Source organism: Tepidiforma sp., from assembly GCF_026419595.1.
Taxonomy (GTDB): Bacteria; Chloroflexota; Dehalococcoidia; order Tepidiformales; family Tepidiformaceae; genus Tepidiforma.
Map to the genome: position 1 here is coordinate 1 of NZ_JANZZD010000033.1, position 22,344 is coordinate 22,344.

A 22,344-nucleotide genomic window follows, 5' to 3' on the forward strand; every position below is an offset into this window, starting at 1 on the left:
AACTCCCAACTCCCAACTCCCAACTCCGTAGCCGCGGGCCTCCGTGCCCGCGGAGGGCCGGCGAGGCCCACCCCGGCCTTCGAATTCATCCGGTTCCCGTCTCCCGCTTCCCGCTTCCCGCCTCCCGGTTCCCGTCTCCCGCTTCCCGCTTCCCGTCTCCCGCCTCCCGAACGACCCGTTGGGCGCATGGCGCCCCGCGGGGACGGAGCCCCGCGGCTACGGTTGGAGGTTGGAGGTTGATACTCCCTCCCCGTTCCCCGTTCCCCGTTCCACCTTCTCCCCTTCTCCCTTTCTCCCTCTCTCCCTTACTCCCTTCCGCCCTTCTCCCTCCTCCCTTCTCCCTTCTCCCTTCTCCCTTCTCCCTCCTCCCTCCTCCCTCCTCCCCCCTACACCCCCATCACCCGCGCAAGCTCGAGGAAATCCCCGGCGTTGATATCGAACGCCGGGTCCGGCGAGAGATCCGTTTGCACGTTCGGGCCGGCCTCCTTTGGGCGGGGGATGAACGCCGCCCGGAGGCCCGCGGCCTGTGCCGCCCGGAGGTCTGCCTTGTGGGCTGCCACGAGCATCACCTGCCCCGGTTCGAGCCCGAGGATCCGCGCCCCCGCGAGGTACGCTTCCGGCTTCGGCTTGAACGCCCCCAGCACGTCCGCCCCCAGCACGCAGTCCCACGGGAGGCCGGCCCGCTTCGCCATCGCCACCAGCAGCGCCACGTTCCCGTTCGAAAGCGTCGAAATCACGAACCGCTGCTTCAGCCGCCAGAGCCCGGGCACGCTGTCCGGCCACGGGTCCAGCCGGTGCCACGCCCGGTTCAGGTCGTCCCGCTCCTCCGCCGACATCCCGCCGAGCCCGTATTGCGGCAGCAGCTCCTCGAGTTTTCGCCGGTGCAGCTCGTCCGTCGTCATGAACGGCCACTCGCCCCGGTTCACCTTCGCGATGCCGCCGAGGTACCCCTCGTACCGCCACGCATCGGCGAACGCGCCCCAGTCCGCCTCGACCCCATGGCGCGCGCCCGCAGATGCGAGCTCGCGCATCACCGACGAGCGCCAGTCGACCACCGTGCCGAAGACATCGAAGACGAGCGCGCGAACGTTCTCGAGGGCCATGCGGCGCAGTCTACCCCGGCGGCGGCTCCGCCTGCGCGGCTACTCCCCGCCCTCGCCGGGCGCGGGAGTCGCGTCATCGCCCCCGCCGGTGGCGACGTTGACGATGCGCACCGGCGGCGGTGGCGTCGGCGTCGCGCCCGCCGCGGAAACGCCGTCGCCGGCGGCCACCCCGTGGATGCGGATCGGCGGGATGGGCGTCGGCGTTGCCGTCGGCTGCCCTGCTGCCGAAGCGCCGCTGCCGTTCCCGGGGCCGGCAGCCGGCGAGGCCGCGGCCAGCGCCTCCGCGCGGCCGTCGAAGCCGCTCGTGAACAGCTCATCGAGTGAGGGGGGCGTAAACGGCGTGCCAGCGTCGATGACGATGACCCGCTGCGGGGGCGGCGGCGCCACGCGGGGCTGGAACGGGCCCCACGCCGCCCGTTCGGCGAACGTGAGGAGGAAGAGGCCGCTCGCGCCGATCCCGAAGAGGAACGCGGCCAGCAGGAGCGGGGCTTTTCCTGCCATGCCTCGCATCATGCCCGCTCCGGCGGCAAATGACCAGCAGGTAACCCCCGCGTAAACCCCCGACGAACCCCGCAGCCCGCCCCGCGCCCGAGGCGCACACGCCGCAACCTGTTACCATCAAAGGCCGGGTCCACCGCCTGCCCGCGCGGAGAGGTGCTGGAGTGGACGATCAGGCACGCCTGGAAAGCGTGTGTACCGCAAGGTACCGTGGGTTCGAATCCCACCCTCTCCGCCACGTCATTCCTCCCTTTCCCGCCCCGTCCCTTCCGCCCTCCCTTGCCGCCCCTTCCCGCCTCCCGTAGAGTCCTTCGCCAAACCCGAAGGAGATTCGCCCATGCAGAGCCTGGAGGGCAAAGTCGCCGTCGTTACCGGTGCCGCGAGCGGCATCGGCCTCGCGCTCGCCACCCGGTTCGCCGAAGAAGGCGCCGCCGTCGTCCTCGCCGACATCGAAGCCGAGCCGCTCGCCATCGCCGAGGCCGGCCTCCGCGAACGAGGCGCCCGCACCCTCGCCGTCCGCGCCAGCGTCCTCTCCGACGCCGACGTCGAAGCCCTCGCCGAGGCCGCCTACCGCACCTTCGGCGCCGTCCACATCCTGTGCAACAACGCCGGCGTCTCCGGCGGCGCCGGCCTCCCCATCTGGGAAGCTCCCCAGGCCGACTTCGACTGGGTCTTCGGCGTCAACTTCCACGGCGTCCTCCGCGGCATCCGCGCCTTCGTCCCCCGCATGATCGCCGGTGGCGAAGAAGGCCACATCGTCAATACCGCCTCCGCTGCCGGCCTGCTCACCGGCGCCGATGCCTACTCCATCTCGAAGCACGCCGTCGTCTGCCTCACCGAAGGCCTCTACAAGCAGTTCAAGCTCATGAATCTGCCGCTCTCCGCCTCCGTCTTGTGCCCCGGCTGGGTGAACACGAACATCCTCGACGCCGAGCGGAACCGGCCCGCCGAGTTCGGCCCCGCCCGCGACCGCTCGCAGCTCCCCGCCCAGGTCCAGCAGGGCCGCGCCATGGTCGAGCAGCTCCTCCGCCAGGGCTTCCCCCCGGCCGAAGTCGCCGCCCAGGTCGTCGAGGCCATCAAGACCGACACCTTCTACATCTTCCCGATGCAGGAGTACATCTGGCAGGCCGTCCAGCAGCGCTTCCAGGGCGTCCTCGACCGCGCGAACCCCGTGCCGACGGGCCCGCTCCGGTAAAGACGCGCCCGGCGCGCCACTTGCCATCGTCATAACGATTGGGCGAATATCAATGCCCTATGCTGCCGCTCACCCCGCAGGCGGCGGCGAACCGGCCGCGCATCCTCCGCCGCGCGCTCCTCGGCGCGCTTGCGGCAGCCGTCGCTGCGCCCGCCGCGTTCGCCCACGCCCTCACCTACGAAGTCCAGCCCGGCGATACGCTCTCCGCGATCGCCCTCCGCCACGGCGTCGACCTCGACCGGCTGGCCGCCGCCAACGGCATCGCCAACCCGGACCTCATCTTCGCCGGCCAGCTGATCACCATCGCCGAATCGTCGCCCGCCGTGCCGCCGCCGGGCGGCGCCGTCGCCCCGCCGCGGGAGCGGCTCTACCTCGTCCAGCCCGGCGATACCCTCTCCTCCATCGCCCTCGCCCACGGGACGACGGTCCACGCCATCGCCGAGGCGAACGGCATCGACGACCGCGACCGGATCTTCGCGGGCCAGCTGCTCACCCTCCCCGTGCCGGACCGCGCCCCGGCGACGGCCAGCTGGACCCGGCCCGCTATCGAAGCCCTGCTCCGCCAGGCTGCGGCCGAGTACGGCATCTGGCCGCCGCTCCTCCTCGGGCTGGCCTGGCTCGAAAGCGGCTGGAACCAGGCGATGGTCAGCTCCGCCGGCGCCGTCGGCATCATGCAGATCATGCCCGCCACCGCCGAATGGGGGCTCGAGTACCTCGCCCCCGATGCCGTGAACTGGCGCACCGACCCCGCCGACAACATCCGGCTCGGCACCGCCATCTTCGCCCACATGCTCTGGCAGGCCGGCTACGACGTCGAAACCGCGCTCGCCTTCTACTACCAGGGCTGGTGGAGCATCGAGCAGTACGGCATCTTCGACGAGACCGAACAGTACGTCGCCAACGTCCTCGCCATCGCCGCCGGCTTCCGGTAGAGGTTGGAGGTTGAGGGTTATCCTCCCTCCCGTCTCCCGTCTCCCGTCTCCCGTCTCCCGTCTCCCGTCTCCCGTCTCCCAACTCCCAACTCCGTAGCCGCGGGCCTCCGCGCCCGCGGAGGGCCGGCGAGGCCCACCCGGACCCCCGAACCCACCCGTTCCCGCTTCCCGGTTCCCGCTTCCCGCCTCCCGGTTCCCGGGAGCATCCGTTGGGCGCATAGCGCCCCGCGGGGACGGACCCCCGCGACGACGGTCGGAGGTTGGAGGTCGGAGGTCGGAGGTTGGAGGTTATCCTCTCTCTCTCCGTTCCCCGTTCCCTTTCTCCCTCTCTCCCTCTCTCCCTTTCTCCCTCCTCCCTCCTCCCTACTCCCTCACCAAATCCCCGTACGCCCCCGGGATGCGGTCGAGGAGCGCGTTCGTGCCCGGCGCCATGTCCTTCCAGCGCGCCATCGCCGGGTTCACCTGCGCGGCCATCGCGAGCCCGCTCCCGTACGGCGCGATGGTCAGCGGCGCGCCGTTCGGCGCCGTAATGATCGCCGTCTCCGGCCCGGCGACGGCCGTGTAGACCCGGTTCTCGTCGCTCCGCGCCCGCGCGATCCGCTCCGTCATCGGCTCCTCCGCGAAGGCCGTCCACGCCAGCACCTCGGCCCCTTCGAGCATGAGAATCCGCGCGACCTCGGGCACGAACCCCTCTTCGCCGCAGAGGATGCCGACCCGGCCCGCCGGCGTTTCCACCACCGGCGGCAGCGATTCGCCCGTTTCGATGCCGCGCCCGTGTGAGGCCGTGTGGACGACCGTCCCGCCCGGCGTGATCAGCACCGCGAGGTCGCGCGGCCGCGTCCCATCTTCCCGCGCGCCGAAGAGCAGGCCCCCGCCCCGCTCCCGGACGGCCGCCTCCAGCCGGGGCAGCACCGCCTCCCAGCCCGCCGGCGCCGGGACGCCGCCGGCAACGATGAGGTCGGCGTCCTGCTCCCGCTGGTCGAGGTAAAGCGCGAGAAGGCTGTCGGCGTCCCACGCCGGCCGCGACGGCGCTGCGGCCACCCGCCGGCTCAGCTGCGCCGGCACCACCGGCTCCGCCAGCGCCTGCATCACCGGCAGCCCGGCCGTCGGCTCCACCAGCCGCCCGTAGAGCCCCGGCCGCCGCCGCGGCCGTTCGACCGCCATCGGCTCGATGTCGAACGTCACCACCGCCCCGCTGTCCGCCGGCGCGCAGAACCGCGTCACCCCTGCCGGGTCGTAGACCGACGACCGCCCCGCGTACACCAGCGACGTGCCCTCCGGGCCGAACTTGTCCGCGGCCGCGATCCAGACGCCGTTCTCGAACGCCCGCACGGGCACGAGGTACTCGCACTGGGTGGTCGAAAGCTCCGCCATCGTCCGGCCCCACGAGACCCACGCCGTGAGGTCGAGGATCACCTCGGCCCCGTTCGCCGCCAGCGCCCGCGCGACCTCCGGCTGGCGCGCATCCGCGCAGATGAGGATGCCGAACCGCGCGAACCCCGCATCCCACACCGGGAACGCCTGCCCGCGCCGGAACCAGCGCGCATCGAAGTGCCAGAGGAAGCTCTTGTCGTACCGCCCGCGAATCTCCCCGGTGAGGTCGAAGACGAGCCCGCTGTTCGTCAGGCTGCCGTCTGCGTGCGGCACGGCGAGCCCCGCTGCCAGCCAGTAGCCCCACTGGCGGCACTTCGCCGCCAGCGTGGCCGTCACCTCGGCGAACGGCCGCACCCCGGGCCGGTCGTACGGCCGCTCGTCGCGAACGTAGTAGGCCGGGTAAGAGCACTCCGGCAGGCCGACGAGCTGCGCGCCCTGGCGGCCGGCCTCATCGAGCGCCTCCACGATGGCGGCCCAGTTCTCCTCCGCGCGCTCCAGCGGGTGCGCCGGCACCTGGCAAAGCCCAACCCTGAACGGCTGCATCGCACACCTCCCGTCGAAAACTACGGCCGGCCCGCGGGGTCCGACTGCCCGAGGAACTGGCCCCCGGCGCCGAGAGGGATGCCGACCACCGGCTCGAGGATCAGCTGGCAGATCGGCATCCCTGCCCGGAGGCGGATGCCTGCCGGCCCGAGATTCATCATCTCGAGCGCGATCGTGCCGCGAAATCCGGCGTGGATGGTCGGCGCAGTGAAGTGAATGAGCAGCCCCAGGCGGGCGAGCGAACTCTTCCCCTCGACCCGCGCCGCGAGGCAGCCCTGCGCCCTCGCCTCCGGCGGGAGTTCGGGCGGCAGCGGCAGACGGACCAGCTCCTCAGTCATCCCCAGCACGAACCGGCCCGGGTCGAGCACGAACCCTTCGTCCGCGATCTCGACCCGGTCGTAGAGCCGGTCGAGCGTCGCGGCAACGCGGCCGACGGTCGGGTCGAACGTGACGCTGACGTCCTTCGCAGGCACGCGGAGCACGCGCCCGAGCCGCAGATTCACCGATGTCGGGTCGAACGCCCCCGCGCTGTTCGGAGATGGGAGCGCAGGTTGCGGCTCGATGACCAGGCGGCCCTCACGGAGGGCCTCGATGATCGCGGCGTCGCTGAGAATCACCCTGTCCGCTCGTTGGAGAGGCTGCTCAGCGGAACGACCGCATACCGCACCGCCCCGTAGACATCGCCGGGGATTTCGATGAGCGCGTGGTCGCCCCGCTTCTCGAGCACGCGAACCGTCACCCGCCCGCTCCCGTTGTGGCGGTCGACAACGAGGTCAGCCGAGGCGATGAAGCCGATCTGCTGCCCGTCGATATCCTCGATGATCGCCGCGACTTCCGAAGGGAACAGGCCGTCCGACAGGCGCGCGCGGACCGTGGCATTCGACATCTGAGCCTCCTGTGCCCGCGCATTGTTGCGCACAGGTGTTCGCACAGCAACGCATACCACCCGCACCCGCCCCCGATCCGGCACAATGGTCCGTGCATGCGCATCGCCATGGTCTCAGCCCACACCAGCCCCCTCGCGCCCCTCGGTGGCCGCGAAACCGGGGGCATGAACGTCTACGTCCTCGAACTCTCCCGCGAGCTCGCCGGCCTCGGCTACGACGTCGACATCTTCACCCGCCGCGACGGCCTCCTGCCCGCCGTCGAGCCCATCGCGCCCCGCCTCCGCCTTGTCCGCATCGATGCCGGCCCGCCCGCCCCCATCGAAAAAGAAGCCATCATCGGCCACCTGCCCGAGTTCGTCCGCAACCTCCACGCCTTCGCCTGCGACGCCCCCGGCTACGACCTCATCCACTCTCACTACTGGCAATCCGGCTGCGCCGGCACCATCCTCGCCCGCCGCCTCCGCCTGCCCCACGTCGTCATGTTCCACACCCTCGGCGAAGTGAAAAACCGCGCCCGCTTCGGCGAGGCCGAACCCACCCTCCGCATCCGCCACGAGCGCACCATCGCCCGCCGCGCCGACGCCATCGTCACCGCGAGCGACCACGAACGCCTCCTCCTCCAGCGCTACTACGGCGCCGACCCCGCCCGCATGCACACCGTCCCCTGCGGCATCGACCTCGACCTCTTCCAGCCGCTTTCCCGGGAGGAATGCCGCGCCAGCCTCGGCCTCCCGCTCGACCGCCCCGTCCTCCTCTGGGTCGGCCGCCTCGAAAAGCTCAAGGGGCTCGAAATCCTCCTCGATGCCGTCGCCGGCCTCGAACGCCGCGACGCCCTCCTCCTCATCGTCGGCGGCGACGACCGCGCCGCGCCCCTCCGCGCCGAGCTCGAAGCCCAGGCCGCCCGCCTCGGCATCGCCGGCCGGATCCGCTTCACCGGCGCCGTCGACCACGCCGAACTCCCCCGTTACTACAGCGCCGCCGATGTCTGCGTCGTGCCGAGCTTCTACGAAAGCTTCGGCCTCGTCGCCGTCGAAGCCATGGCCTGCGGCACGCCGGTCGTCGCCTCCCGCGTCGGCGGCCTCCAGTCCACCGTCATCGACGGCGTCACCGGCTACCTCATCCCCTGGCGCTGCCCCGAGCCGTTCACCGAGAAGCTCGACGTCCTCCTCGCCAACCCCGAACTGCGCGCCAACTTCGGCCGCGCCGCCCGCGCCAGCGTCGAGCGCTTCCGCTGGAGCACCGTCGGCCTCCGCATCGCCGACGTCTACGATGCCGCCCGCGCCCGCTTCGCCCGCCACGAACCGCCGGCCGGCCGCCCGTTCGCGCCCGAGGCGTGGGAGGCCGCCGTCATCGCCAGCGGCGGCTGAGCCGGCGCGCGTCGACACCCCGCCCGCCCGGCGCCTACGATGGGATCGTGACCCCCCGCGCCATCTTCTTCGACCTCGACGATACGCTGCTCGATACCTCCGGCGGCGTGCAGGAAGCCTGGCAGTCGACCTGCGCCGCCTTCGCCCCGGAACTCGGCATCGAACCCGGGCCCCTCCAGCAGGCCATCCGCGACCAGCTCATCAGCTTCTGGAAGGACGAAGCCGCCGTCGAGCACTGGCGCACCCGCCTCCACGACGCCCGCCGGCACAACGTCGCCCTCGCCCTCGAACGGCTCGGCCTCGACCCGGCCGCCGCGCCCCGCCTCGCCGACCGCTACTGGGACGAGCAGGCCGCCCGCATGCGCCTCTTCGACGACAGCCTCGAAACCCTCCAGCGCCTCCGGGCGGCCGGATTCCGGCTCGCCCTCCTCACCAACGGCCCCGCCGAGATGCAGCGCTGGAAGCTCAGCCGCTTCCCCATCGAAGAGCACTTCGACGTCATCGTCATCGAAGGCGAATTCGGCCGCGGCAAGCCCGACCCGGCCGTCTTCGCCCACGCCCTCGAACGCACCGGCGCCCGGCCCGAAGAAGCCTGGCACATCGGCGACAACCTCTACGCCGATATCGGCGGCGCGCGCCGGGCCGGCATCCATGCCGCCTGGATCCACCGCGACCGCCTCGAGCTCGGCGACGATGCCCCCGCCCTCCCCGACCGCGTCCTCGCCCACCTCGCCGACCTGCGCGAACCGCTCGGCCTCTGACCTTCGCGCCGCCGCGCCGCGACGTCAGCTGTCGCAGCCGTCCGCCATGCTCGCCCCGCATCCCGGGCCCGCGCGGCCCGTCGTCCGGGGGAAGCGCATGCGCGACGCCGTCCTCGCAGTCGCCGCCTGGATCGCCGGCATCGCCCAGATCCTCAGCGGCTGTCTGCTCGTCATCCTCTGGGTCGGGGGCCTCGCCTGGGTGATCTGGAACGGCTCCCTCATCTACGTCGCCGCGTGGGTCCTGTTCGGCCCCCTCCTCGCGGTGCTGCTGGTCTCGGCCCTCCGGCTCCCGTTCGTCCTGCTCGGGCTGCTGCTCGCCGCGCTCGCCGGCCGCCGCGACGATTACCTCGCGTTCCTCGCCCGCATCAACGACCGCTGAGCCCGGCCGCTACCGGCGCGCCTCCGACCCCTTGAACGGCGCGCCGATCACCGGCCCGATGAGGCAGACGTTCGCCGCCCCGGCGGCAATCGGCACCAGTCCGATGATCGCGATCACCCAGCCGGCCGGGCCGCCGACCAGCAGCCCGATGATGATGAGCGCGATGCCCAGGGCGATGCGGAGCAGCCGCCCCGCCGTCGAAGCCATGAACCGTGCGAGTGCCATCCTGTCCCTCCATCGGTGCGGCATTCCCTGCCGCCGTCCCGATCATACGCATCCTGTCCAGCCGCTGATGACCCCGCCGCGGCCGACCCGGCCCGCCATTCAGGGCCATGTGTTCCTCGACCGCTAACGAAAATTTCGGTACGCTGGCAGGCGTGGACGACCAGCTCAACCCCGCCGAACGGATCATCCGCCGGTTCGGCGGCCAGAGCGCCCTCGCCGCCCTCCTCGGCAGGCGCCAGAGCACCGTCCAACACTGGGCGAAGACGGGGCGCATCCCGGCCCAATGGCACGGCGCCCTGATGTCGCTCGCCCGCCAGCGAGGTGTCATCCTGGAACCCAAAGATTTCGTCCAGCCCCAGCCCCGGACCATCGAGCCCGCCTCCGGCAAACTCGGCGTCCTCCTCGTCGGCCTCGGCGCCGTCGCCACCACCTTCATCGCCGGCGTCGAAAACGCCCGCTCCCGCGGCGCCCTCCCCATCGGCTCCCTCACCCAGATGGGCACCATCCGCCTCGGGAAGCGCACCGAAAAGCGCTCCCCGCTCATCAAAGAGTTCGTCCCCCTCGCCAACCTCGAGGACCTCGTCTTCGGCGCCTGGGACCCGATCCCGGATAACGCCTACGAAGCCGCCCTCAAAGCCGGCGTCCTCGACCGCCACGAGCACCTCGACCCCATCGCCGACTTCCTCCGCGGCATCGAACCGATGCCCGCCGTCTTCGACCAGCGCTACGTCAAGCGCCTCCACGGCACCAACGTGAAGTCCGCCCCCACCAAGATGGCCCTCGCCGAAGCCATCCGGCAGGACATCCGCGACTTCAAAGCCCGCAACGGCTGCGACCGCCTCGTCATGGTCTGGTGCGCCTCCACCGAAGTCTTCATGGAGCAGTCGGCCGAGCACGCCAACCTCGAAGCCTTCGAAGCCGCCCTCGAAGCCAACTCCGACGCCATCGCCCCCTCCATGATCTACGGCTACGCCGCCCTCATGGAGGGTGTCCCCTTCGCCAACGGCGCCCCCAACCTCACCGTCGATATCCCCGCCCTCGTCAAACTCGCCAACGACCGCGGCGTCCCCATCGGCGGCAAGGACTTCAAGACCGGCCAGACCCTCGTCAAGACGGTCATCGCGCCCATGCTCAAGGCCCGCATGCTCGGCGTCGCCGGCTGGTACTCCACCAACATCCTCGGCAACCGCGACGGCGAAGTCCTCGATGACCCCGAAAGCTTCAAGACCAAGGAGGAATCGAAGCTCGGCGTCCTCGAATACATCCTCCAGCCCGACCTCTACCCCCAGCTCTACGGCAACATCTACCACAAGGTCCGCATCAACTACTACCCGCCCCGCGGCGACAACAAAGAAGGCTGGGACAACATCGACATCTTCGGGTGGCTCGGCTACCCGATGCAGATCAAGATCGACTTCCTCTGCCGCGACTCCATCCTCGCCGCCCCGCTCGTCCTCGACCTCGCCCTCTTCTTCGACCTCGCCCAGCGCGCAGGCATGAAGGGCATCCAGGAGTGGCTCAGCTTCTACTTCAAGAGCCCCCAGCACGCCCCCAGCGTCTACCCCGAGCACGACCTCTTCATCCAGCAGACCAAGCTGAAGAACACCCTCCGCTGGCTCATGGGCGAAGAGCAGATCACCCACCTCGGCCTCGAGTATTACGAAGAGGAGTAGCGCCCGCCGCGCTCCTGCCTGCACCGCAGCGGCCCCGGCCAGCCCGCCGGGGCCGTTCGCTGCATAATCGAACCGTGCCCCGCTACGACTCCATCCGCGCCCTCGCCGGCGGTACCCCGATCGTCGAACTCCGCTCCCTCTCGCCGCGGCCCGGCGTCCGCATCTTTGCCAAGCTCGAAGGCCAGAACCCGACGGGCTCCATCAAAGACCGCATCGTCATCCGCATCCTCGAAGCCGCGCGCGCAGCGGGCCAGCTCGCCCCCGGCCAGCCGATCATCGAAGCCTCCACCGGCAACACCGGCGTCGCCCTCGCCCTCTGGGGCCGCCTCCTCGGCCACCCGGTCGAGGTCTGCGTGCCCGAATCCGTCTACCCCGAAATCGAACAGCTCCTCGCTGTCTACGGCGCCCGCGTCCGCCGCGTCCCCCGCCAGGCCGGCATCAAATCTGCCCGCGAAGCCGCCCGCGCCATCGCCGCCGAGACCGGCGCCCACTACTTCGGCCAGTTCGACAGCGAGGAGAACGTCCGCGCCCACGAAGAGTGGACCGCCGGCGAAATCCTCGCCGATATGGCCGCCGTCGGCGGCGTCGATGTCTTCGTCGCCGGCATCGGCACCGGCGGCACCATCACCGGCGTCGGCCGCCGCCTCAAGGCAGCCAACCCCGCCTGCCAGGTGCTCGGCGTCGAACCCCGCCTCGGCGTCCACGTCCAGGGCCTCAAATCGCTCGACGACGGCTTCATCCCGCCCATCCTCGACGAGGCCGTCCTCGATGGCCGCATCCTCGTCGGCAACCGCCACGCCTTCTCCCACGCCCGCCGCGCCATGCTCGCCGAGGGCCTCTTCGGCGGCATCTCCTCCGGCGCCGTCCTCCACGCCGCGATGCGCGCCGCCTCCCGCCTCCAGCGCGGCAACATCCTCGTCATCTTCGCCGACGGCGGCTGGAAGTACCTCGGCACCGACCTCTGGGCCGCCGACGGCGACCCGGCGCCCAACGGCGCCGACGATGACCCCCTCGACGATATCCTCTGGTGGTAGCCCGGCGCCTCAGCCCGTTTCGGCTGGCGCTTTCCGCAGCAGCAGCCCGACCCGCGGAATCGGCGGCACGAGGAACGGCCCCGCGTTCACGAGGTCGATGGCGTCGTACCCCGCCTCGCTGAAGGTCGCCGCCAGCCGGCCCCAGCCCCGCAGGTCGACCGCGGGGCAGCCGCCGGAGACGAGCTTCGCATGGAGCCGGTTGAGCAGCGGGTTCACCACCGGCGCGATCTCGAGCACGAGCGCCCGCCCGCCCGGCGCCAGCACCCGCGCCAGCTCCCGCGCGTACGCGTGCACCACGTCGTCATCGAACCGCCGCAGGAAGTAGAAGCTCGTGATGCAGTCGAACACCGCGTCCCGGAACGGCAGCTTCTCCGGCCAGCCGATGAGGTCGACCGGCCCCGGCCCGAGCGCGAGGTCCATGCAGACCGGCGGCTCCTCGCAGCCCGCGCGTGCCGCCAGGAGGTGGGCGTAGGCCGCCGTCCCGCAGCCGATATCGAGGTAGCGCTTCCCCGGCCCGAGCTCCAGCAGGTCGAGCACCCGGCCCGCGCGCGGCGTCAGCAGCGCCTGCCCCGCCTGCGAGCCGGCCGCCTGCGCCAGCCACCGCCCCCGCCCGGTCAGCCAGCGCTCCCGCGCCGCGATGACAGCCCGCCGGCGCCGCATCATAGCCGGTACACCATCCGCGCCCGGGTGCCGGCGGCCCCCGCGAGGAACTCCGCCGCGGCCCGCGCCTGCTCGGCCAGCCCCTCCGCCCCGCCGCGCCGCGCCAGCGCCGCCGCCTCCAGGTCCGCCTCGAGCGCCCGGGCCAGCCCGGCCAGCGCCTCGGCCAGCCCGGCCCGGTCCTGCCAGGCCAGCTCCAGCTTCTCCAGGTCCTCCGCGTCCTCAGCGGCCTCGTCGTAGAACATCGTCAGCGGCCCCATGCGCACCCCGGACTCCTGCAGCCGCTCGGCGAGCACGATGAGCGGGTGCACGGCGCCGAACCCGCGCATCGCCGCGAACGAGCAGAACGCGGCCAGCGCGGCCCCATCGCCCGGCGGCACGAACCGCTGCGCCGGCGCACCCTCGGCCTCCACCGTCAGCCGCATCGCCACGAGGGTACGGCCCGCCGGCCCAACGGGCGATGCGCCTACCGCCCCCGCCGGCTCTCCCGCGCTGCCAGCTCGGCCGCGGCCTTCGCCGCAATCCGCCCCAGCACGTGCGTCAGCACCCCCGCGCTCTGCTCGTCCAGCTCGCTCGTGAAGTACTGCCGCACGCCCCGCAGGTGGCGGGGCGCCGCGTCCCGCAGCCGCTCGAAGCCCGCCGGCGTCATCTCCACCCACCGGCCGCGGCGGTCAGCGTCGTCGGGGCAGCGCGTCACGAGCCCGGCCTCCACCATCCGGTCCACCAGCCGCGTCAGGCCGCTCTTGCTGATCACCACCCGCCGCGCCAGCTCGGTCATCCGCAGGCGGTTCCCCTCCGCCTCCTCCAGCTGGACCAGCACGTCGTACCACGCCAGCGACAGCCCGCGCTCCCGCTGCAGGTCCTCCTCGAGCAGCGTCGTCACCCGGGCGTGCGCCTCGAGGAACGCACGCCACGCCGCCATCCGGAGGTCGCCCATGACCCGCGAATCATGCAACCTTCCAATCTTCTCATCAACTGCGGTGCTTACACCGCCATCAGCTCCGCCCACGCCTCGTCGGTGAACGCCTCCGCCGGCACCAGCTCCGGCCCGATCATCACCCCGGCCGTCGCCAGCCCGAGCAGCGGGTTCTTCGCCCGCGCCTCCCGGAACCGCAGCTTCCGCGCCGCCGCCTCCGGCCCGAACTCGGCGTGGATGACCGAGTCCAGCCGGGCGGCGAACCGCAGCCGCCGCATCCGCTCCGGCCGCTCCTCCACATACGGCGCGAACAGCGCCGGCCGCCAGTCGTCGCTCCCCAGTAGCAGTTCGCCCACGATCCGCACGTCCCGCAGCGAGATGCTCAGCCCCTGCCCGACGATCGGGTCGTTGAAGCCCGCCGCGTCGCCGATGAGCACCGCCCCGTCGCGCACCGGCGAATCGACCCACGTGCTCTGGTTGGGCACCGAATGACACGGCCCTGCGATCGTCCCCGCCGCGATCGCCGCGCTGCCCGGCACCGAAGGCAGCCGGAACGCCTCGAGGAACCGCTCGGCCGCGCCCTCGCCGCTGAACCGCCCCTTCTGGTCGTAGCCGTAGCTCAGGTAGAGCCGGTGCCGGCCGCCGCCCTGCGGGAAGACGAAGTACTGGACGTTCCCCTCCGTTCCCATGCTCTCCACCTCCTCCGGCCAGTCCGGCACGTCCTCCACGAGCAGCCCTGCGAAGAGGTGGTGCGGCTCGTCCTCGTGCAGCTCGATGCCCAGCTGCTTCCGCACCTGCGAATTCCGGCCGTCGGCCCCCACCACCAGCCGGGCGGCGGCTTCGAACGCCTGCCCGCCCGCCTCCCACGCCACCGAGGGCGAGGCGCCGGCGCGCACCTCGAACCGCGTCACCCCGCGGACCGCCCGCGCGCCCGCCGCCGTGGCGGCGTCGAACAGCGCCTGGCAGGCGTTCGGGTGCCCGATCGCCAGCGGCCCCGGCACCCCCGGCAGGAACGCGCGGAGGTCCAGCTTCTGCGCGTCCGCCTCCGCGGGGTCGATCCCTTCGCCGTACTCCACGTGGTAGGGCAGGTGGTGCTGGCTCACCCCGGCCAGCACGTCGTAGAGGCCGGTCCGCCGCGCTTCGACCACGCCCCACGGCGCGATCCACTCCCCGCGCACCACGTCGCGGAACTGCTCCGTCCGCTCCAGTACGAGCACCGAGCGCCCGCCCCGGGCCAGCACCGTCGCCAGTCCGCTCCCGGCGATCCCGCCGCCGACGATGATCACGTCATACCGTTCCACAGGGGCAATCCTTCATTCGCTGCTGTCTCCGCGCCCTGCGGCGCGTGCGGCGATCCTCTACCATCCGCCCATGCCGCCACAAGCCGCCCCGCCGATCGACTGGGACGCCTTCGCCGACGAGGCGATCGACCTCCTCTGCCGCTTCATCCGGATCGACACGTCGAACCCGCCCGGCAACGAAGCGCTCGCCTGCGCCTTCCTCGGCGACCTCCTCCAGGCCGAGGGCATCCCCTTCGAGACCTACGACGCCGGCGGCGGCCGCGTCTCCCTCCGCGCCGTCCTCCCCGGCGACGGCTCGAAGCGGCCCTTCATGCTCCTCAACCACACCGACGTCGTCCCCGTCGAGCGCGAATTCTGGGACGTCGATCCCTTCGCCGGCATCGTCCGCGATGGCTACATCTGGGGTCGCGGCGCGCTCGATATGAAGGGCCTCGGCATCGCCCAGCTCATGACCTTCCTCACCCTCCGCCGGCTCCGCATCCCCCTCGCCCGCGACGTCGTCTTCTTCGCCCAGGCCGATGAAGAAGCCGGCAGCGAATACGGCATGCGCTTCATCCTCCGGGAGCACCCGGAAACCATGGACGCCGAGTACGTCATCAACGAAGGCGGCGGCGGCACCACCGAACTGTTCGGCGTCGAACGGCCTGTCTACTCCATCGCCGTCGCCGAGAAAGGTCCCCTCTGGCTTCGCCTCGTCGCCGAGGGGATGCCCGGCCACGGCTCCGTCCCCCACGACGACAACGCCCTCGATCGGCTCGTCCGCGCCCTCTGGCGCATCCAGCAGTGGGAGCGGCCGCTCACCGTCGCGCCCGTCCTTGAGGAGTACTTCCGCCGCCTCGCGCGGGCCGGCATCTACCGCGGCGACCCCACGCCCGCCGGCCTCGCCGCCCGCGCCGCCGAGGACCCCCGCATCCGCGCCATGCTCACCAACACCATCAGCACCACCACCGCCCGCGCCGGCATCAAGCACAACGTCATCCCCGCCCGCGCCGAGGCCACCCTCGATATCCGCCTCCTCCCCGGCGTCGACCCCGCCGAGTTCCAGGCCGAACTCGAGCGCGTCATCGACGACCCTCGCGTCCGGGTCGAACCGGTCCACGTCCGCGCCTCCGATACGAGCCCCTACGACACCGAACTCTTCCGCTGTATCGAAGAGGTCATCCGCGGCTTCACCGAGGATGCCGTCGTCGTCCCCGGCATGACGCTCGGCTTCACCGACAGCGCCGAGACGCGCAACCGCGGCATCATCTCCTATGGCTTCTCCGGCGGCCTCACCACCCCCGAGGTCGCCCGCGGCGTCCACGGCCACAACGAACGGGTCAGCATCGAATCCTTCACCCTCAACTGCCGGATGCTCTGGGAGGTGACCTTCCGCATGTGCGCGCGCGGCGCCGGGGCGTGAGCCCGCCGCTCCCGTCCGCCCGGCCGATGCCCTACGATGCCGCCATGTCCACCGCACCCCGCGCCGCCGCCTACCCCGGCGGCCTCGCCGAGCTCGATTTCGTCGAGGCCTATGCCCGCTCTGCCCTGAAGAAGCCCGAGGCCGCGGCCGATGCCGCGCTCAGCCGGCTCGTCTTCGCCGAGGCCGGCGACCGCGCCATCCTCGCCGGCCTCATCGCCCAGGAGCTCGCCGAGGCCTGCCGCCGCCTCGTCGCCGTCTACCGCGCCCTCGCCGACCGCACCCACCCCGTCGCCCGCCGGCTGCTCGAACCCCTGCCCGGCGCCGCCGAATGGAAGCAGTTCGTCCACGACGTCGCCGTCCTCTCGCCCGAACAGGTCATCCGCCACCTCAGCATCGGCGACGACGCGCTCGAATGGGCGCGGCTCCTCCGGAGCCAGCCGGACCTCGCCGACCTCACCGGCCTCGTCGCCGCCGCCGAGACCGGCAACCCCATGCTCCTCATCCCCGACCTCGCCCGCCGCAAAGTCGCCGAGACCATCTGGTTCGCCGGCATCAGCGCCGGGGGCGAGCCTGTCGCCTCCTCCTTCGGCGCCGACGAAGCGAGCGCCACCACCCTCGCCGACCTCACCGCCGACCTCGCCGGCGTTGCCCGCGGCTTCCTCCTCTCCTACGTCGCCGGCCGCCGCACCGCCGGGAGGCCCCCCTCCTGAGCATGAGCGCCTGGCGGCCCGGCCCCCGCAACGCCATCACCGATATCCCCGGCATCCGCGTCGGCCACTACACCGACCGCCGCGCGGCCACCGGCTGCACCGTCATCCTCTGCCCCGGCGCCAACGCCGCCGCCGTCGATGCCCGCGGCGGCGCCCCCGGCACCCGCGAAACCGACGTCCTCGGCCTCGCCAACCTCGTCCGCACCTGCCACGCCGTCCTCTTCGCCGGCGGCAGCGCCTTCGGCCTCGCCGCGGCCGACGGCGTGATGCGCTGGTGCGCCGAGCACGACATCGGTGTCCCCACCGCGAAGCGGAAGGTGCCCATCGTCTCCGCCGCCGTCATCTACGACCTCGCCCTCGGCGACCCGCTCGCCTTCCCCGGCCCGCAGGAGGGCTACCTCGCCGCCGTCCGCGCCCGCCGCGGCGCCGTCGCCGAGGGCTCCGTCGGCGCCGGCACCGGCGCCACGGTCGCGAAGCTGCTCGGCCCCGAACGCGCCCTCAAAGGCGGCCTCGGCACCGCCAGCCTCGCCGGTCCCGGCGGCCTCATGGTCGGCGCGCTCGCCGTCGTCAACGCCGTCGGCAGCATCTACGACCCGGCCACCGGCGAATGCCGCGCCGGCCCCCGCGGCGACGACCCCGGCGAATGCCTCGCCATCCCCGCGGCCCTCGAGCGGCGCACCGCCGCCATGGACGCCCTCCAGCCCGCCGCGTCCGGCGCCGTCTCCGCCGCCCCGGGCGACCTCGAGAACACCACCCTCCTTTGCGTCGCGACGAACGCCCGGCTCGAACCGCACGAGCTCCAGCGGCTCGCCGTCCACGCCCACGACGGCTTCGCCCGCTGTGTCGTCCCCGCCCACACCCGCGGCGACGGCGACATCGCCTTCGCGCTCTCGACCGGCGACCTCCCGGCCCGGCCCGATGACCTCCTCCTGCTCGGCGCGCTCACGGCCGCCGCCGTCGAAACCGCCGTCCTCCGCGCCGTCGACCTCGCCCGGGGCACGAAGGCGGTCCCCTCCGCCGCCGAGTGGCGGGCCGCCGCCGCCCGCTAACGCCCGCAAGCCGCCCGCGCCCTATCCTTACGATCGTGCCCACCGACGTCCTCCTCATCCGCCACGCCGAGACCTACGGCAACATCGAAGGCCGCTTCTGCGGCCACTCCGAGACCGACCTGACGCCCCGGGGCATCGCCCAGGCGCGCGCCCTCGGCCTCCGCCTCCGCGGCCAGCAGTTCGATGCCGCCGCCGCCTCCGACCTCACCCGCGCCCTCCTCACCGCCCGCCACGCCCTCGAACACCACCCCACGCCGCTCGACCCCGCGCCCGACCCCCGCCTCCGCGAGATGCACTACGGCGAATGGGAGGGCCTCCCGGCCAGCGACATCGCCAAGACGCAGGCCGACGTCCTCCGCGCGTTCTTCACCGGCCAACGCCAGGCCGCCCCCGGCGGCGAAACCGTTCAGCAGCTCCGCGAGCGCACCGCCGCCGCCCTCCGCGACCTCGTCGACCGCTACCAGGGCGGCCGGCTCGTCGTCGTCTCCCACGGCAACGCCATCGCCGCCCTCCTCGCCGAGCTGCTCGGCATGCCGGTCGAACGCACCTGGGCGTTCGCCGTCGCCAACACCAGCGTCACGCGGCTCACCTTCGGGCGCAGCGGCCGCGTCACGCTCGGCGCCGTCAACGACACCGCCCACCTCGAGGGGCTCGACCTCCCCTGAGGCGCCGCCGCCGGCCGGCTACGCCCCGGCCAGCTCCGGCAGCTCCTGCCGCGGCACCATCCCCTCCAGCACCCGCTCCAGCGCCATCGTGTGGCTGCACACCGACCACTGCGCGAAGAAGTCGCAGTTGCAATGCCACCGGCCCTCGACCAGCGACACCTCGTGGTCGCTGTTCTCCCCGTGGAACGCCACGTGCAGGTTATCCACCTGCATCCGGTGCCGCTCCTGCGCGTAGACCTTCGCCTTCTCGATCTTGCCGATGAGGCTCGACTGCATGGTTCACCCCTCCTTCGAGAAGCACAAACGGCGGCACCTTTCGGCGCCGCCGTTACGGTCGGTGGATGCCCGCGGGAACATCCATACGCCCGCACCCTACGCGTTCGCAGATCCGCCTGTCAACGAATTTTCACACTTCCCCGCGCGCAACCGGCTTCGGCAGCGGCGCATCCCCGAGCCAGTCCTCCACCCGCATGAAGTACGGCTCCCGCCCGTGGATCTCCGGCGGAACGATGACGCCCGCGTCACGCGTCACGATGTTCGCCACCACCCGCAGCCCCTCCTGCTTCTTCGGGTTCCACCGGTACGTATCCACGCTCAGCACGATCGGCACGACGAGCCCCTCCGGCGCATCGAACCAGAGGAAGAACGGGTTCGTCTCCTCGTTCGCCTTCCGCTCCGGGTCGAAATCCGGGTTCCGCTCCGCGAACCGTGTCACTCCCGCGATGTACCCCTTCGCGAACCCCGAGTGGAACCACATCACCTGCGCCGCGCCGTACTTCGTCGTCACCTTCTGCTTCGCGACCTCGAACGCTTCCGCTTCGCTCGCGCAGGGCAGCTTCCCCTTCATCCGCCAGAGGTGGAGTTCGCGCGCGAAGGCCGTCTTCGAAAGCGGGATGCGCGCCGGCGTCCGCTCGCTGAACGGCAGCATCACCGGCACCTTCGAGCCCGGCGAGGTCGGGATCTCTTCCCCGTCGACGACCAGCTGGGTGCACATCCCGCTCCAGCCTACTCCGCCAGCCGGCCGTCGTCGCGGTAGGTCAGCACCGCTGCCGCCGGCGCGCTCACCGTCACCTCGCTGCCCGGCGCAGGGAGCGGCGCCCCGTCCGGGACCGCCGCCCGCGCCGGTGCGCCGCCGATCCGACCCTCCGCCGCGAGGTGCGTCCCGAGGTCGACCACCCGCTCGACGGTGAACGCGAACTCCCGCTCGCCCGGGCCGACGGTGAGCGCGCCCGGCCGGATCGCCTCGCGCCCGCAGCGCGTATAGCCGAGGAAGGCCGCCGCCTCCCGCGTCGGCGGCCGCCGGAACACCTCCCCAGCGGGGCCGCAGGCCGCCGGCCGGCCGCCGATGAGCAGCACGAGCTCCTGCGCCAGCTGCAGCGCCTCGTCCCGGTCGTGGGTGACGAGCACCACCGTCGCCCGCGTCGCGGCGAGCATCCCCGGCAGGTCGGCCAGCAGCGCCGCCCGCGCAGGCCCGTCCAGCCCGCTCAGCGGCTCGTCGAGCAGGACGAGCCCCGCCTCCAGCGCGAGCGCCCGGGCGAGGTTCGCCCGCTGCGCCTCGCCGCCCGAGAGCCGCAGCGCGTCGCGCCCGAGGAGGTGGCCGATGCCGCACGCCTCCGCCGCCCGCGCGATGCGCCGCGCCCGCTCCGCCGCCGGCACGCCGCGCAGGCGGAGCGCCAGCTCGAGGTTCTCCCGCACGGTGCCCCGCAGGAAGACTGCCCGCTGGAAGGCGTACGCGACTGCGCGCCGCGCGGCCCGCCCGGCCGGCTCGCCATCGAGCAGCACCCGGCCCCGGGCCGGCCGTTCGAGCCCGGCCATCAGCCGCAGCGCCGTCGTCTTGCCCGCGCCGTTCGGGCCGAGCAGCGCCGTCGCCGCGGCCCGCCCGAGGGTCAGCGCCGGCACCTCCAGCACCGTCCGCCCGCCCTTGCGGACCTCGACGTCCTCGAACCGCACCTCCATCAGCCGGACCGCTGCTGTGCGCGCGTCAGGATGAGGTTCACCGCGAATGCCAGCGCCAGCAGGATGAGGCCGAGCGCCAGCGCCCGCTCGGTGTTCCCCCGGCTCGTTTCGGTCACGATGGCGGTCGTCAGCACGCGCGTCTGCCCCTGCAGGTTGCCGCCGACGGCCATCGACGCGCCGACCTCCGAGACGACGCCCCCGAAGCCGGCCATCACCGCCGCGAGCAGCCCGAGCCGCGCCTCCCGCGCCAGCAGCCACAGCCGCCGCACCCGTCCCGCGCCCAGCACCTGCAGCAGCTCCGGCAGCTCCGGCGGCAGCGCCTGCACCGCCGCCGCCGTGAACCCGATGACCAGCGGCGTCGCGATCAGGAACTGGGCGAGAATCATCGCCTCGCGCGTGTAGATCAGCTCCAGCCCGCCCAGCGGCCCGGACCGCACGAGCAGCAGCCACACGACCAGCCCCACCACCACCGGCGGCATCCCCATCCCGGTGTTCACCAGCCCCAGCACGAGCGTACGACCCGGGAACCGCAGCCGGGCCAGCGCATACCCGGCGGGCACCCCCGCGAGCATCGCCAGCAGCGTCGCCGCCCCCGAGACGTAGATCGTCCGGAGCGCGATCTCCCGCACCTCGCGGTCGCCCGTGACGACCAGCCGCAGCGCCTCGAGCACGCCCGCCCAGAGGTCGCTCACCGGCCGCCCTCCCCGGCCCCTGCCGCGGCGTCGGCGAAGAAGAGCGGCTCGCCGTACCGGTCCCGCCCGAACGCCGCGATGACCCGCTGCGCCTCGTCCGAGACGAGGAAGGCGGCCCACGCCCGCGCCTGCGCCGCCTTCACACCCGGGTGCTTCTCCGGGTTCACCACGTAGACGTGGTAGACGTTCTGGAGCGCCGCGTCGCCCGCGAACAGCACCGCCAGCTCCAGCCGGCCGCGCAGCGCGAGGTAGGTCGCGCGGTCGGTGAGCGTGTACGCCCGCCGCTGGTCGGCGATGTTCAGCGTCGCGCCCATCCCCTGCCCGGTCTCCTCCCGGCGGACGGCTGCGGGGTCGAGCCCCGCCGCCCGCCAGAGCGCCAGCTCCTTCGCGTGCGTGCCCGAATTGTCGCCACGCGACACGAACGTCCCGGCCGCGGCGATGCGCCGCATCGCGTCGCCGATGCTCGCCGCGCTGCGCACCCCGGCCGGGTCCGACGGCGGCCCGACGAGCACGAAGTCGTTGTGCATCACGCGCCGCCCTTCGACCAGGTCGCCGGACGCGACGAGCGGCGCTTCCGCTTCCGGCGCGTGGCTCAGGATGGCGTCGGCGTCACCCCGGCGTCCCATCTCCAGCGCCGCCCCGGAGCCGACGGCGATGACCTTCACCCGCGTGCCGGTCTCTGCCTCGAACAGCGGCACGAGCACGTCGAGCAGGCCGCTGTCCTGCGTGCTCGTCGTCGTCGCGAGGATGAGCGAACCGCCGGGGCGGCCCGCGTCGCCCGCCGCCGGTGTTGCGGCCGGCCCCGCAGCCGCCCCGGCACATGCCGCCGCAGCCAGCATCCCCAGCACCGCGAGCACGAGCCACGCCCCTCGCCGCACCATGCGCCGACTCCTCGAAATGCTCGAGTCAGCATAACGCCGCTACCCCGAGGGTGCACCATGGCGGGGCGGAGGTTGGAGGTTGGAGGTTGGAGGTTGGAGGTTGGAGGTTGGAGGTTGGAGGTTGGAGGTTGGAGGTTGGAGGTT

General features: G+C 72.6%; 26 protein-coding genes and 1 tRNA gene. 12 read left to right on the forward strand and 15 right to left on the reverse strand.

Annotation, left to right across the window (positions count from 1 at the left end):
• Nucleotides 1–386: 386 nt before the first annotated feature.
• Nucleotides 387–1,103: a haloacid dehalogenase type II gene (locus N2041_RS12855; RefSeq protein ID WP_297678979.1), complete on the reverse strand. Its 717-nt coding sequence runs from the start codon at nt 1,101–1,103 to the stop codon at nt 387–389.
• A gap of 39 nt (nt 1,104–1,142) precedes the next feature.
• Entirely contained in the window at nt 1,143–1,604 is a 462-nt protein-coding gene (locus N2041_RS12860) for a hypothetical protein (protein ID WP_297678980.1), read from the reverse strand.
• A 147-nt stretch (nt 1,605–1,751) separates the two neighbouring features.
• Here N2041_RS12860 and N2041_RS12865 point away from each other — a divergent pair.
• From N2041_RS12865 to N2041_RS12875, 3 genes are all read left to right on the forward strand, one after another.
• Nucleotides 1,752–1,839 (forward strand) — tRNA-Ser (locus tag N2041_RS12865).
• 99 nt (nt 1,840–1,938) lie between these two features.
• Nucleotides 1,939–2,796 carry an SDR family NAD(P)-dependent oxidoreductase gene (locus tag N2041_RS12870; RefSeq protein ID WP_297678981.1) on the forward strand — a complete coding sequence of 286 codons (858 nt, stop codon included), beginning with the start codon at nt 1,939–1,941 and terminating at the stop codon, nt 2,794–2,796.
• A gap of 59 nt (nt 2,797–2,855) precedes the next feature.
• Entirely contained in the window at nt 2,856–3,728 is an 873-nt protein-coding gene (locus N2041_RS12875; RefSeq protein WP_297678982.1) for a LysM peptidoglycan-binding domain-containing protein, read from the forward strand.
• Nucleotides 3,729–4,091: 363 nt separating this feature from the next.
• Here the strand turns inward: N2041_RS12875 and N2041_RS12880 are convergent, their stop codons facing one another.
• From N2041_RS12880 to N2041_RS12890, 3 genes are read right to left on the reverse strand one after another with little or no spacing between them, the layout of a single operon-like run.
• Nucleotides 4,092–5,645, reverse strand: a complete 1,554-nt coding sequence (locus tag N2041_RS12880; protein WP_297678983.1) for a carbon-nitrogen hydrolase family protein — start codon at nt 5,643–5,645, stop codon at nt 4,092–4,094.
• A gap of 20 nt (nt 5,646–5,665) precedes the next feature.
• On the reverse strand, nt 5,666–6,262 hold the full coding sequence (gene dcd / locus N2041_RS12885) for a dCTP deaminase (protein WP_297678984.1): 597 nt from the start codon (nt 6,260–6,262) through the stop codon (nt 5,666–5,668).
• A complete protein-coding gene (locus tag N2041_RS12890) occupies nt 6,259–6,531 on the reverse strand; it encodes a hypothetical protein (RefSeq protein ID WP_297678985.1) in 273 nt (90 codons plus the stop codon). The genes dcd and N2041_RS12890 overlap by 4 nt, the downstream gene beginning before the upstream one ends.
• A gap of 96 nt (nt 6,532–6,627) precedes the next feature.
• Between N2041_RS12890 and N2041_RS12895 the strand changes: the two genes are divergently transcribed.
• The 3 genes from N2041_RS12895 (at nt 6,628) to N2041_RS12905 (ending at nt 9,039) form a co-directional block, all read left to right on the forward strand.
• Nucleotides 6,628–7,899: a glycosyltransferase gene (locus N2041_RS12895; RefSeq protein ID WP_297678986.1), complete on the forward strand. Its 1,272-nt coding sequence runs from the start codon at nt 6,628–6,630 to the stop codon at nt 7,897–7,899.
• A gap of 47 nt (nt 7,900–7,946) precedes the next feature.
• Nucleotides 7,947–8,660: an HAD family hydrolase gene (locus N2041_RS12900; RefSeq protein ID WP_297678987.1), complete on the forward strand. Its 714-nt coding sequence runs from the start codon at nt 7,947–7,949 to the stop codon at nt 8,658–8,660.
• 97 nt (nt 8,661–8,757) lie between these two features.
• Nucleotides 8,758–9,039, forward strand: a complete 282-nt coding sequence (locus N2041_RS12905; protein WP_297678988.1) for a hypothetical protein — start codon at nt 8,758–8,760, stop codon at nt 9,037–9,039.
• Between the two features lie 9 nt (nt 9,040–9,048).
• Here N2041_RS12905 and N2041_RS12910 read toward each other — a convergent pair whose 3' ends face one another.
• Nucleotides 9,049–9,264 carry a YgaP-like transmembrane domain gene (locus N2041_RS12910; protein ID WP_297678989.1) on the reverse strand — a complete coding sequence of 72 codons (216 nt, stop codon included), beginning with the start codon at nt 9,262–9,264 and terminating at the stop codon, nt 9,049–9,051.
• A gap of 152 nt (nt 9,265–9,416) precedes the next feature.
• On the opposite strand from N2041_RS12910, the gene N2041_RS12915 reads away from it, so the two are divergent.
• Nucleotides 9,417–10,937, forward strand: coding sequence for an inositol-3-phosphate synthase (locus N2041_RS12915; RefSeq protein WP_297678990.1), 1,521 nt, complete (start codon nt 9,417–9,419; stop codon nt 10,935–10,937).
• 74 nt (nt 10,938–11,011) lie between these two features.
• Nucleotides 11,012–11,971, forward strand: a complete 960-nt coding sequence (locus N2041_RS12920; protein WP_297678991.1) for a PLP-dependent cysteine synthase family protein — start codon at nt 11,012–11,014, stop codon at nt 11,969–11,971.
• 9 nt (nt 11,972–11,980) lie between these two features.
• Here N2041_RS12920 and N2041_RS12925 read toward each other — a convergent pair whose 3' ends face one another.
• Genes N2041_RS12925 through N2041_RS12940 form a run of 4 tightly spaced genes read right to left on the reverse strand, consistent with a single transcriptional unit; the run spans nt 11,981 to nt 14,845 of the window.
• Complete coding sequence (locus tag N2041_RS12925) at nt 11,981–12,634, reverse strand: methyltransferase domain-containing protein (RefSeq protein ID WP_297678992.1); 654 nt, start codon at nt 12,632–12,634, stop codon at nt 11,981–11,983.
• On the reverse strand, nt 12,631–13,053 hold the full coding sequence (locus N2041_RS12930) for a hypothetical protein (RefSeq protein ID WP_297678993.1): 423 nt from the start codon (nt 13,051–13,053) through the stop codon (nt 12,631–12,633). Before N2041_RS12930 ends, N2041_RS12925 begins: the two co-directional genes overlap by 4 nt.
• Before the next feature lie 41 nt (nt 13,054–13,094).
• On the reverse strand, nt 13,095–13,565 hold the full coding sequence (locus N2041_RS12935) for a MarR family transcriptional regulator (protein WP_297678994.1): 471 nt from the start codon (nt 13,563–13,565) through the stop codon (nt 13,095–13,097).
• A gap of 47 nt (nt 13,566–13,612) precedes the next feature.
• Entirely contained in the window at nt 13,613–14,845 is a 1,233-nt protein-coding gene (locus tag N2041_RS12940) for an NAD(P)/FAD-dependent oxidoreductase (RefSeq protein WP_297678995.1), read from the reverse strand.
• Nucleotides 14,846–14,915: 70 nt separating this feature from the next.
• On the opposite strand from N2041_RS12940, the gene N2041_RS12945 reads away from it, so the two are divergent.
• Genes N2041_RS12945 through N2041_RS12960 form a run of 4 tightly spaced genes read left to right on the forward strand, consistent with a single transcriptional unit; the run spans nt 14,916 to nt 18,671 of the window.
• Nucleotides 14,916–16,247: a M20/M25/M40 family metallo-hydrolase gene (locus tag N2041_RS12945; RefSeq protein WP_297678996.1), complete on the forward strand. Its 1,332-nt coding sequence runs from the start codon at nt 14,916–14,918 to the stop codon at nt 16,245–16,247.
• Between the two features lie 44 nt (nt 16,248–16,291).
• Nucleotides 16,292–16,957, forward strand: coding sequence for a hypothetical protein (locus N2041_RS12950; protein ID WP_297678997.1), 666 nt, complete (start codon nt 16,292–16,294; stop codon nt 16,955–16,957).
• A 2-nt stretch (nt 16,958–16,959) separates the two neighbouring features.
• On the forward strand, nt 16,960–18,006 hold the full coding sequence (locus N2041_RS12955) for a P1 family peptidase (RefSeq protein ID WP_297678998.1): 1,047 nt from the start codon (nt 16,960–16,962) through the stop codon (nt 18,004–18,006).
• 35 nt (nt 18,007–18,041) lie between these two features.
• On the forward strand, nt 18,042–18,671 hold the full coding sequence (locus tag N2041_RS12960; protein ID WP_297678999.1) for a histidine phosphatase family protein: 630 nt from the start codon (nt 18,042–18,044) through the stop codon (nt 18,669–18,671).
• 18 nt (nt 18,672–18,689) lie between these two features.
• Here the strand turns inward: N2041_RS12960 and N2041_RS12965 are convergent, their stop codons facing one another.
• The 5 genes from N2041_RS12965 to N2041_RS12985 form a co-directional block, all read right to left on the reverse strand.
• On the reverse strand, nt 18,690–18,947 hold the full coding sequence (locus tag N2041_RS12965) for a hypothetical protein (protein WP_297679000.1): 258 nt from the start codon (nt 18,945–18,947) through the stop codon (nt 18,690–18,692).
• A 130-nt stretch (nt 18,948–19,077) separates the two neighbouring features.
• Nucleotides 19,078–19,665 carry a hypothetical protein gene (locus N2041_RS12970; protein ID WP_297679001.1) on the reverse strand — a complete coding sequence of 196 codons (588 nt, stop codon included), beginning with the start codon at nt 19,663–19,665 and terminating at the stop codon, nt 19,078–19,080.
• A gap of 11 nt (nt 19,666–19,676) precedes the next feature.
• A complete protein-coding gene (locus N2041_RS12975; RefSeq protein WP_297679002.1) occupies nt 19,677–20,627 on the reverse strand; it encodes an ABC transporter ATP-binding protein in 951 nt (316 codons plus the stop codon).
• Nucleotides 20,627–21,319 carry an ABC transporter permease gene (locus tag N2041_RS12980; RefSeq protein ID WP_297679003.1) on the reverse strand — a complete coding sequence of 231 codons (693 nt, stop codon included), beginning with the start codon at nt 21,317–21,319 and terminating at the stop codon, nt 20,627–20,629. Before N2041_RS12980 ends, N2041_RS12975 begins: the two co-directional genes overlap by 1 nt.
• Nucleotides 21,316–22,200 carry a substrate-binding domain-containing protein gene (locus N2041_RS12985; protein ID WP_297679004.1) on the reverse strand — a complete coding sequence of 295 codons (885 nt, stop codon included), beginning with the start codon at nt 22,198–22,200 and terminating at the stop codon, nt 21,316–21,318. Before N2041_RS12985 ends, N2041_RS12980 begins: the two co-directional genes overlap by 4 nt.
• Between the last annotated feature and the right edge of the window lie 144 nt (nt 22,201–22,344).

Excerpts from the sequence above, each read along its gene's own strand:
- N2041_RS12855 (WP_297678979.1), bottom strand. The coding sequence starts at position 1,103 with ATGGCCCTCGAGAACGTTCGCGCGCTCGTCTTCGATGTCTTCGGCACG.
- N2041_RS12860 (WP_297678980.1), bottom strand. The coding sequence starts at position 1,604 with ATGGCAGGAAAAGCCCCGCTCCTGCTGGCCGCGTTCCTCTTCGGGATC.
- N2041_RS12870 (WP_297678981.1), top strand. The coding sequence starts at position 1,939 with ATGCAGAGCCTGGAGGGCAAAGTCGCCGTCGTTACCGGTGCCGCGAGC.
- N2041_RS12875 (WP_297678982.1), top strand. The coding sequence starts at position 2,856 with ATGCTGCCGCTCACCCCGCAGGCGGCGGCGAACCGGCCGCGCATCCTC.
- N2041_RS12880 (WP_297678983.1), bottom strand. The coding sequence starts at position 5,645 with ATGCAGCCGTTCAGGGTTGGGCTTTGCCAGGTGCCGGCGCACCCGCTG.
- N2041_RS12890 (WP_297678985.1), bottom strand. The coding sequence starts at position 6,531 with ATGTCGAATGCCACGGTCCGCGCGCGCCTGTCGGACGGCCTGTTCCCT.
- N2041_RS12895 (WP_297678986.1), top strand. The coding sequence starts at position 6,628 with ATGCGCATCGCCATGGTCTCAGCCCACACCAGCCCCCTCGCGCCCCTC.
- N2041_RS12905 (WP_297678988.1), top strand. The coding sequence starts at position 8,758 with ATGCGCGACGCCGTCCTCGCAGTCGCCGCCTGGATCGCCGGCATCGCC.
- N2041_RS12910 (WP_297678989.1), bottom strand. The coding sequence starts at position 9,264 with ATGGCACTCGCACGGTTCATGGCTTCGACGGCGGGGCGGCTGCTCCGC.
- N2041_RS12925 (WP_297678992.1), bottom strand. The coding sequence starts at position 12,634 with ATGATGCGGCGCCGGCGGGCTGTCATCGCGGCGCGGGAGCGCTGGCTG.
- N2041_RS12930 (WP_297678993.1), bottom strand. The coding sequence starts at position 13,053 with ATGCGGCTGACGGTGGAGGCCGAGGGTGCGCCGGCGCAGCGGTTCGTG.
- N2041_RS12935 (WP_297678994.1), bottom strand. The coding sequence starts at position 13,565 with ATGGGCGACCTCCGGATGGCGGCGTGGCGTGCGTTCCTCGAGGCGCAC.
- N2041_RS12945 (WP_297678996.1), top strand. The coding sequence starts at position 14,916 with ATGCCGCCACAAGCCGCCCCGCCGATCGACTGGGACGCCTTCGCCGAC.
- N2041_RS12950 (WP_297678997.1), top strand. The coding sequence starts at position 16,292 with ATGTCCACCGCACCCCGCGCCGCCGCCTACCCCGGCGGCCTCGCCGAG.
- N2041_RS12955 (WP_297678998.1), top strand. The coding sequence starts at position 16,960 with ATGAGCGCCTGGCGGCCCGGCCCCCGCAACGCCATCACCGATATCCCC.
- N2041_RS12965 (WP_297679000.1), bottom strand. The coding sequence starts at position 18,947 with ATGCAGTCGAGCCTCATCGGCAAGATCGAGAAGGCGAAGGTCTACGCG.
- N2041_RS12970 (WP_297679001.1), bottom strand. The coding sequence starts at position 19,665 with ATGTGCACCCAGCTGGTCGTCGACGGGGAAGAGATCCCGACCTCGCCG.
- N2041_RS12975 (WP_297679002.1), bottom strand. The coding sequence starts at position 20,627 with ATGGAGGTGCGGTTCGAGGACGTCGAGGTCCGCAAGGGCGGGCGGACG.
- N2041_RS12985 (WP_297679004.1), bottom strand. The coding sequence starts at position 22,200 with ATGGTGCGGCGAGGGGCGTGGCTCGTGCTCGCGGTGCTGGGGATGCTG.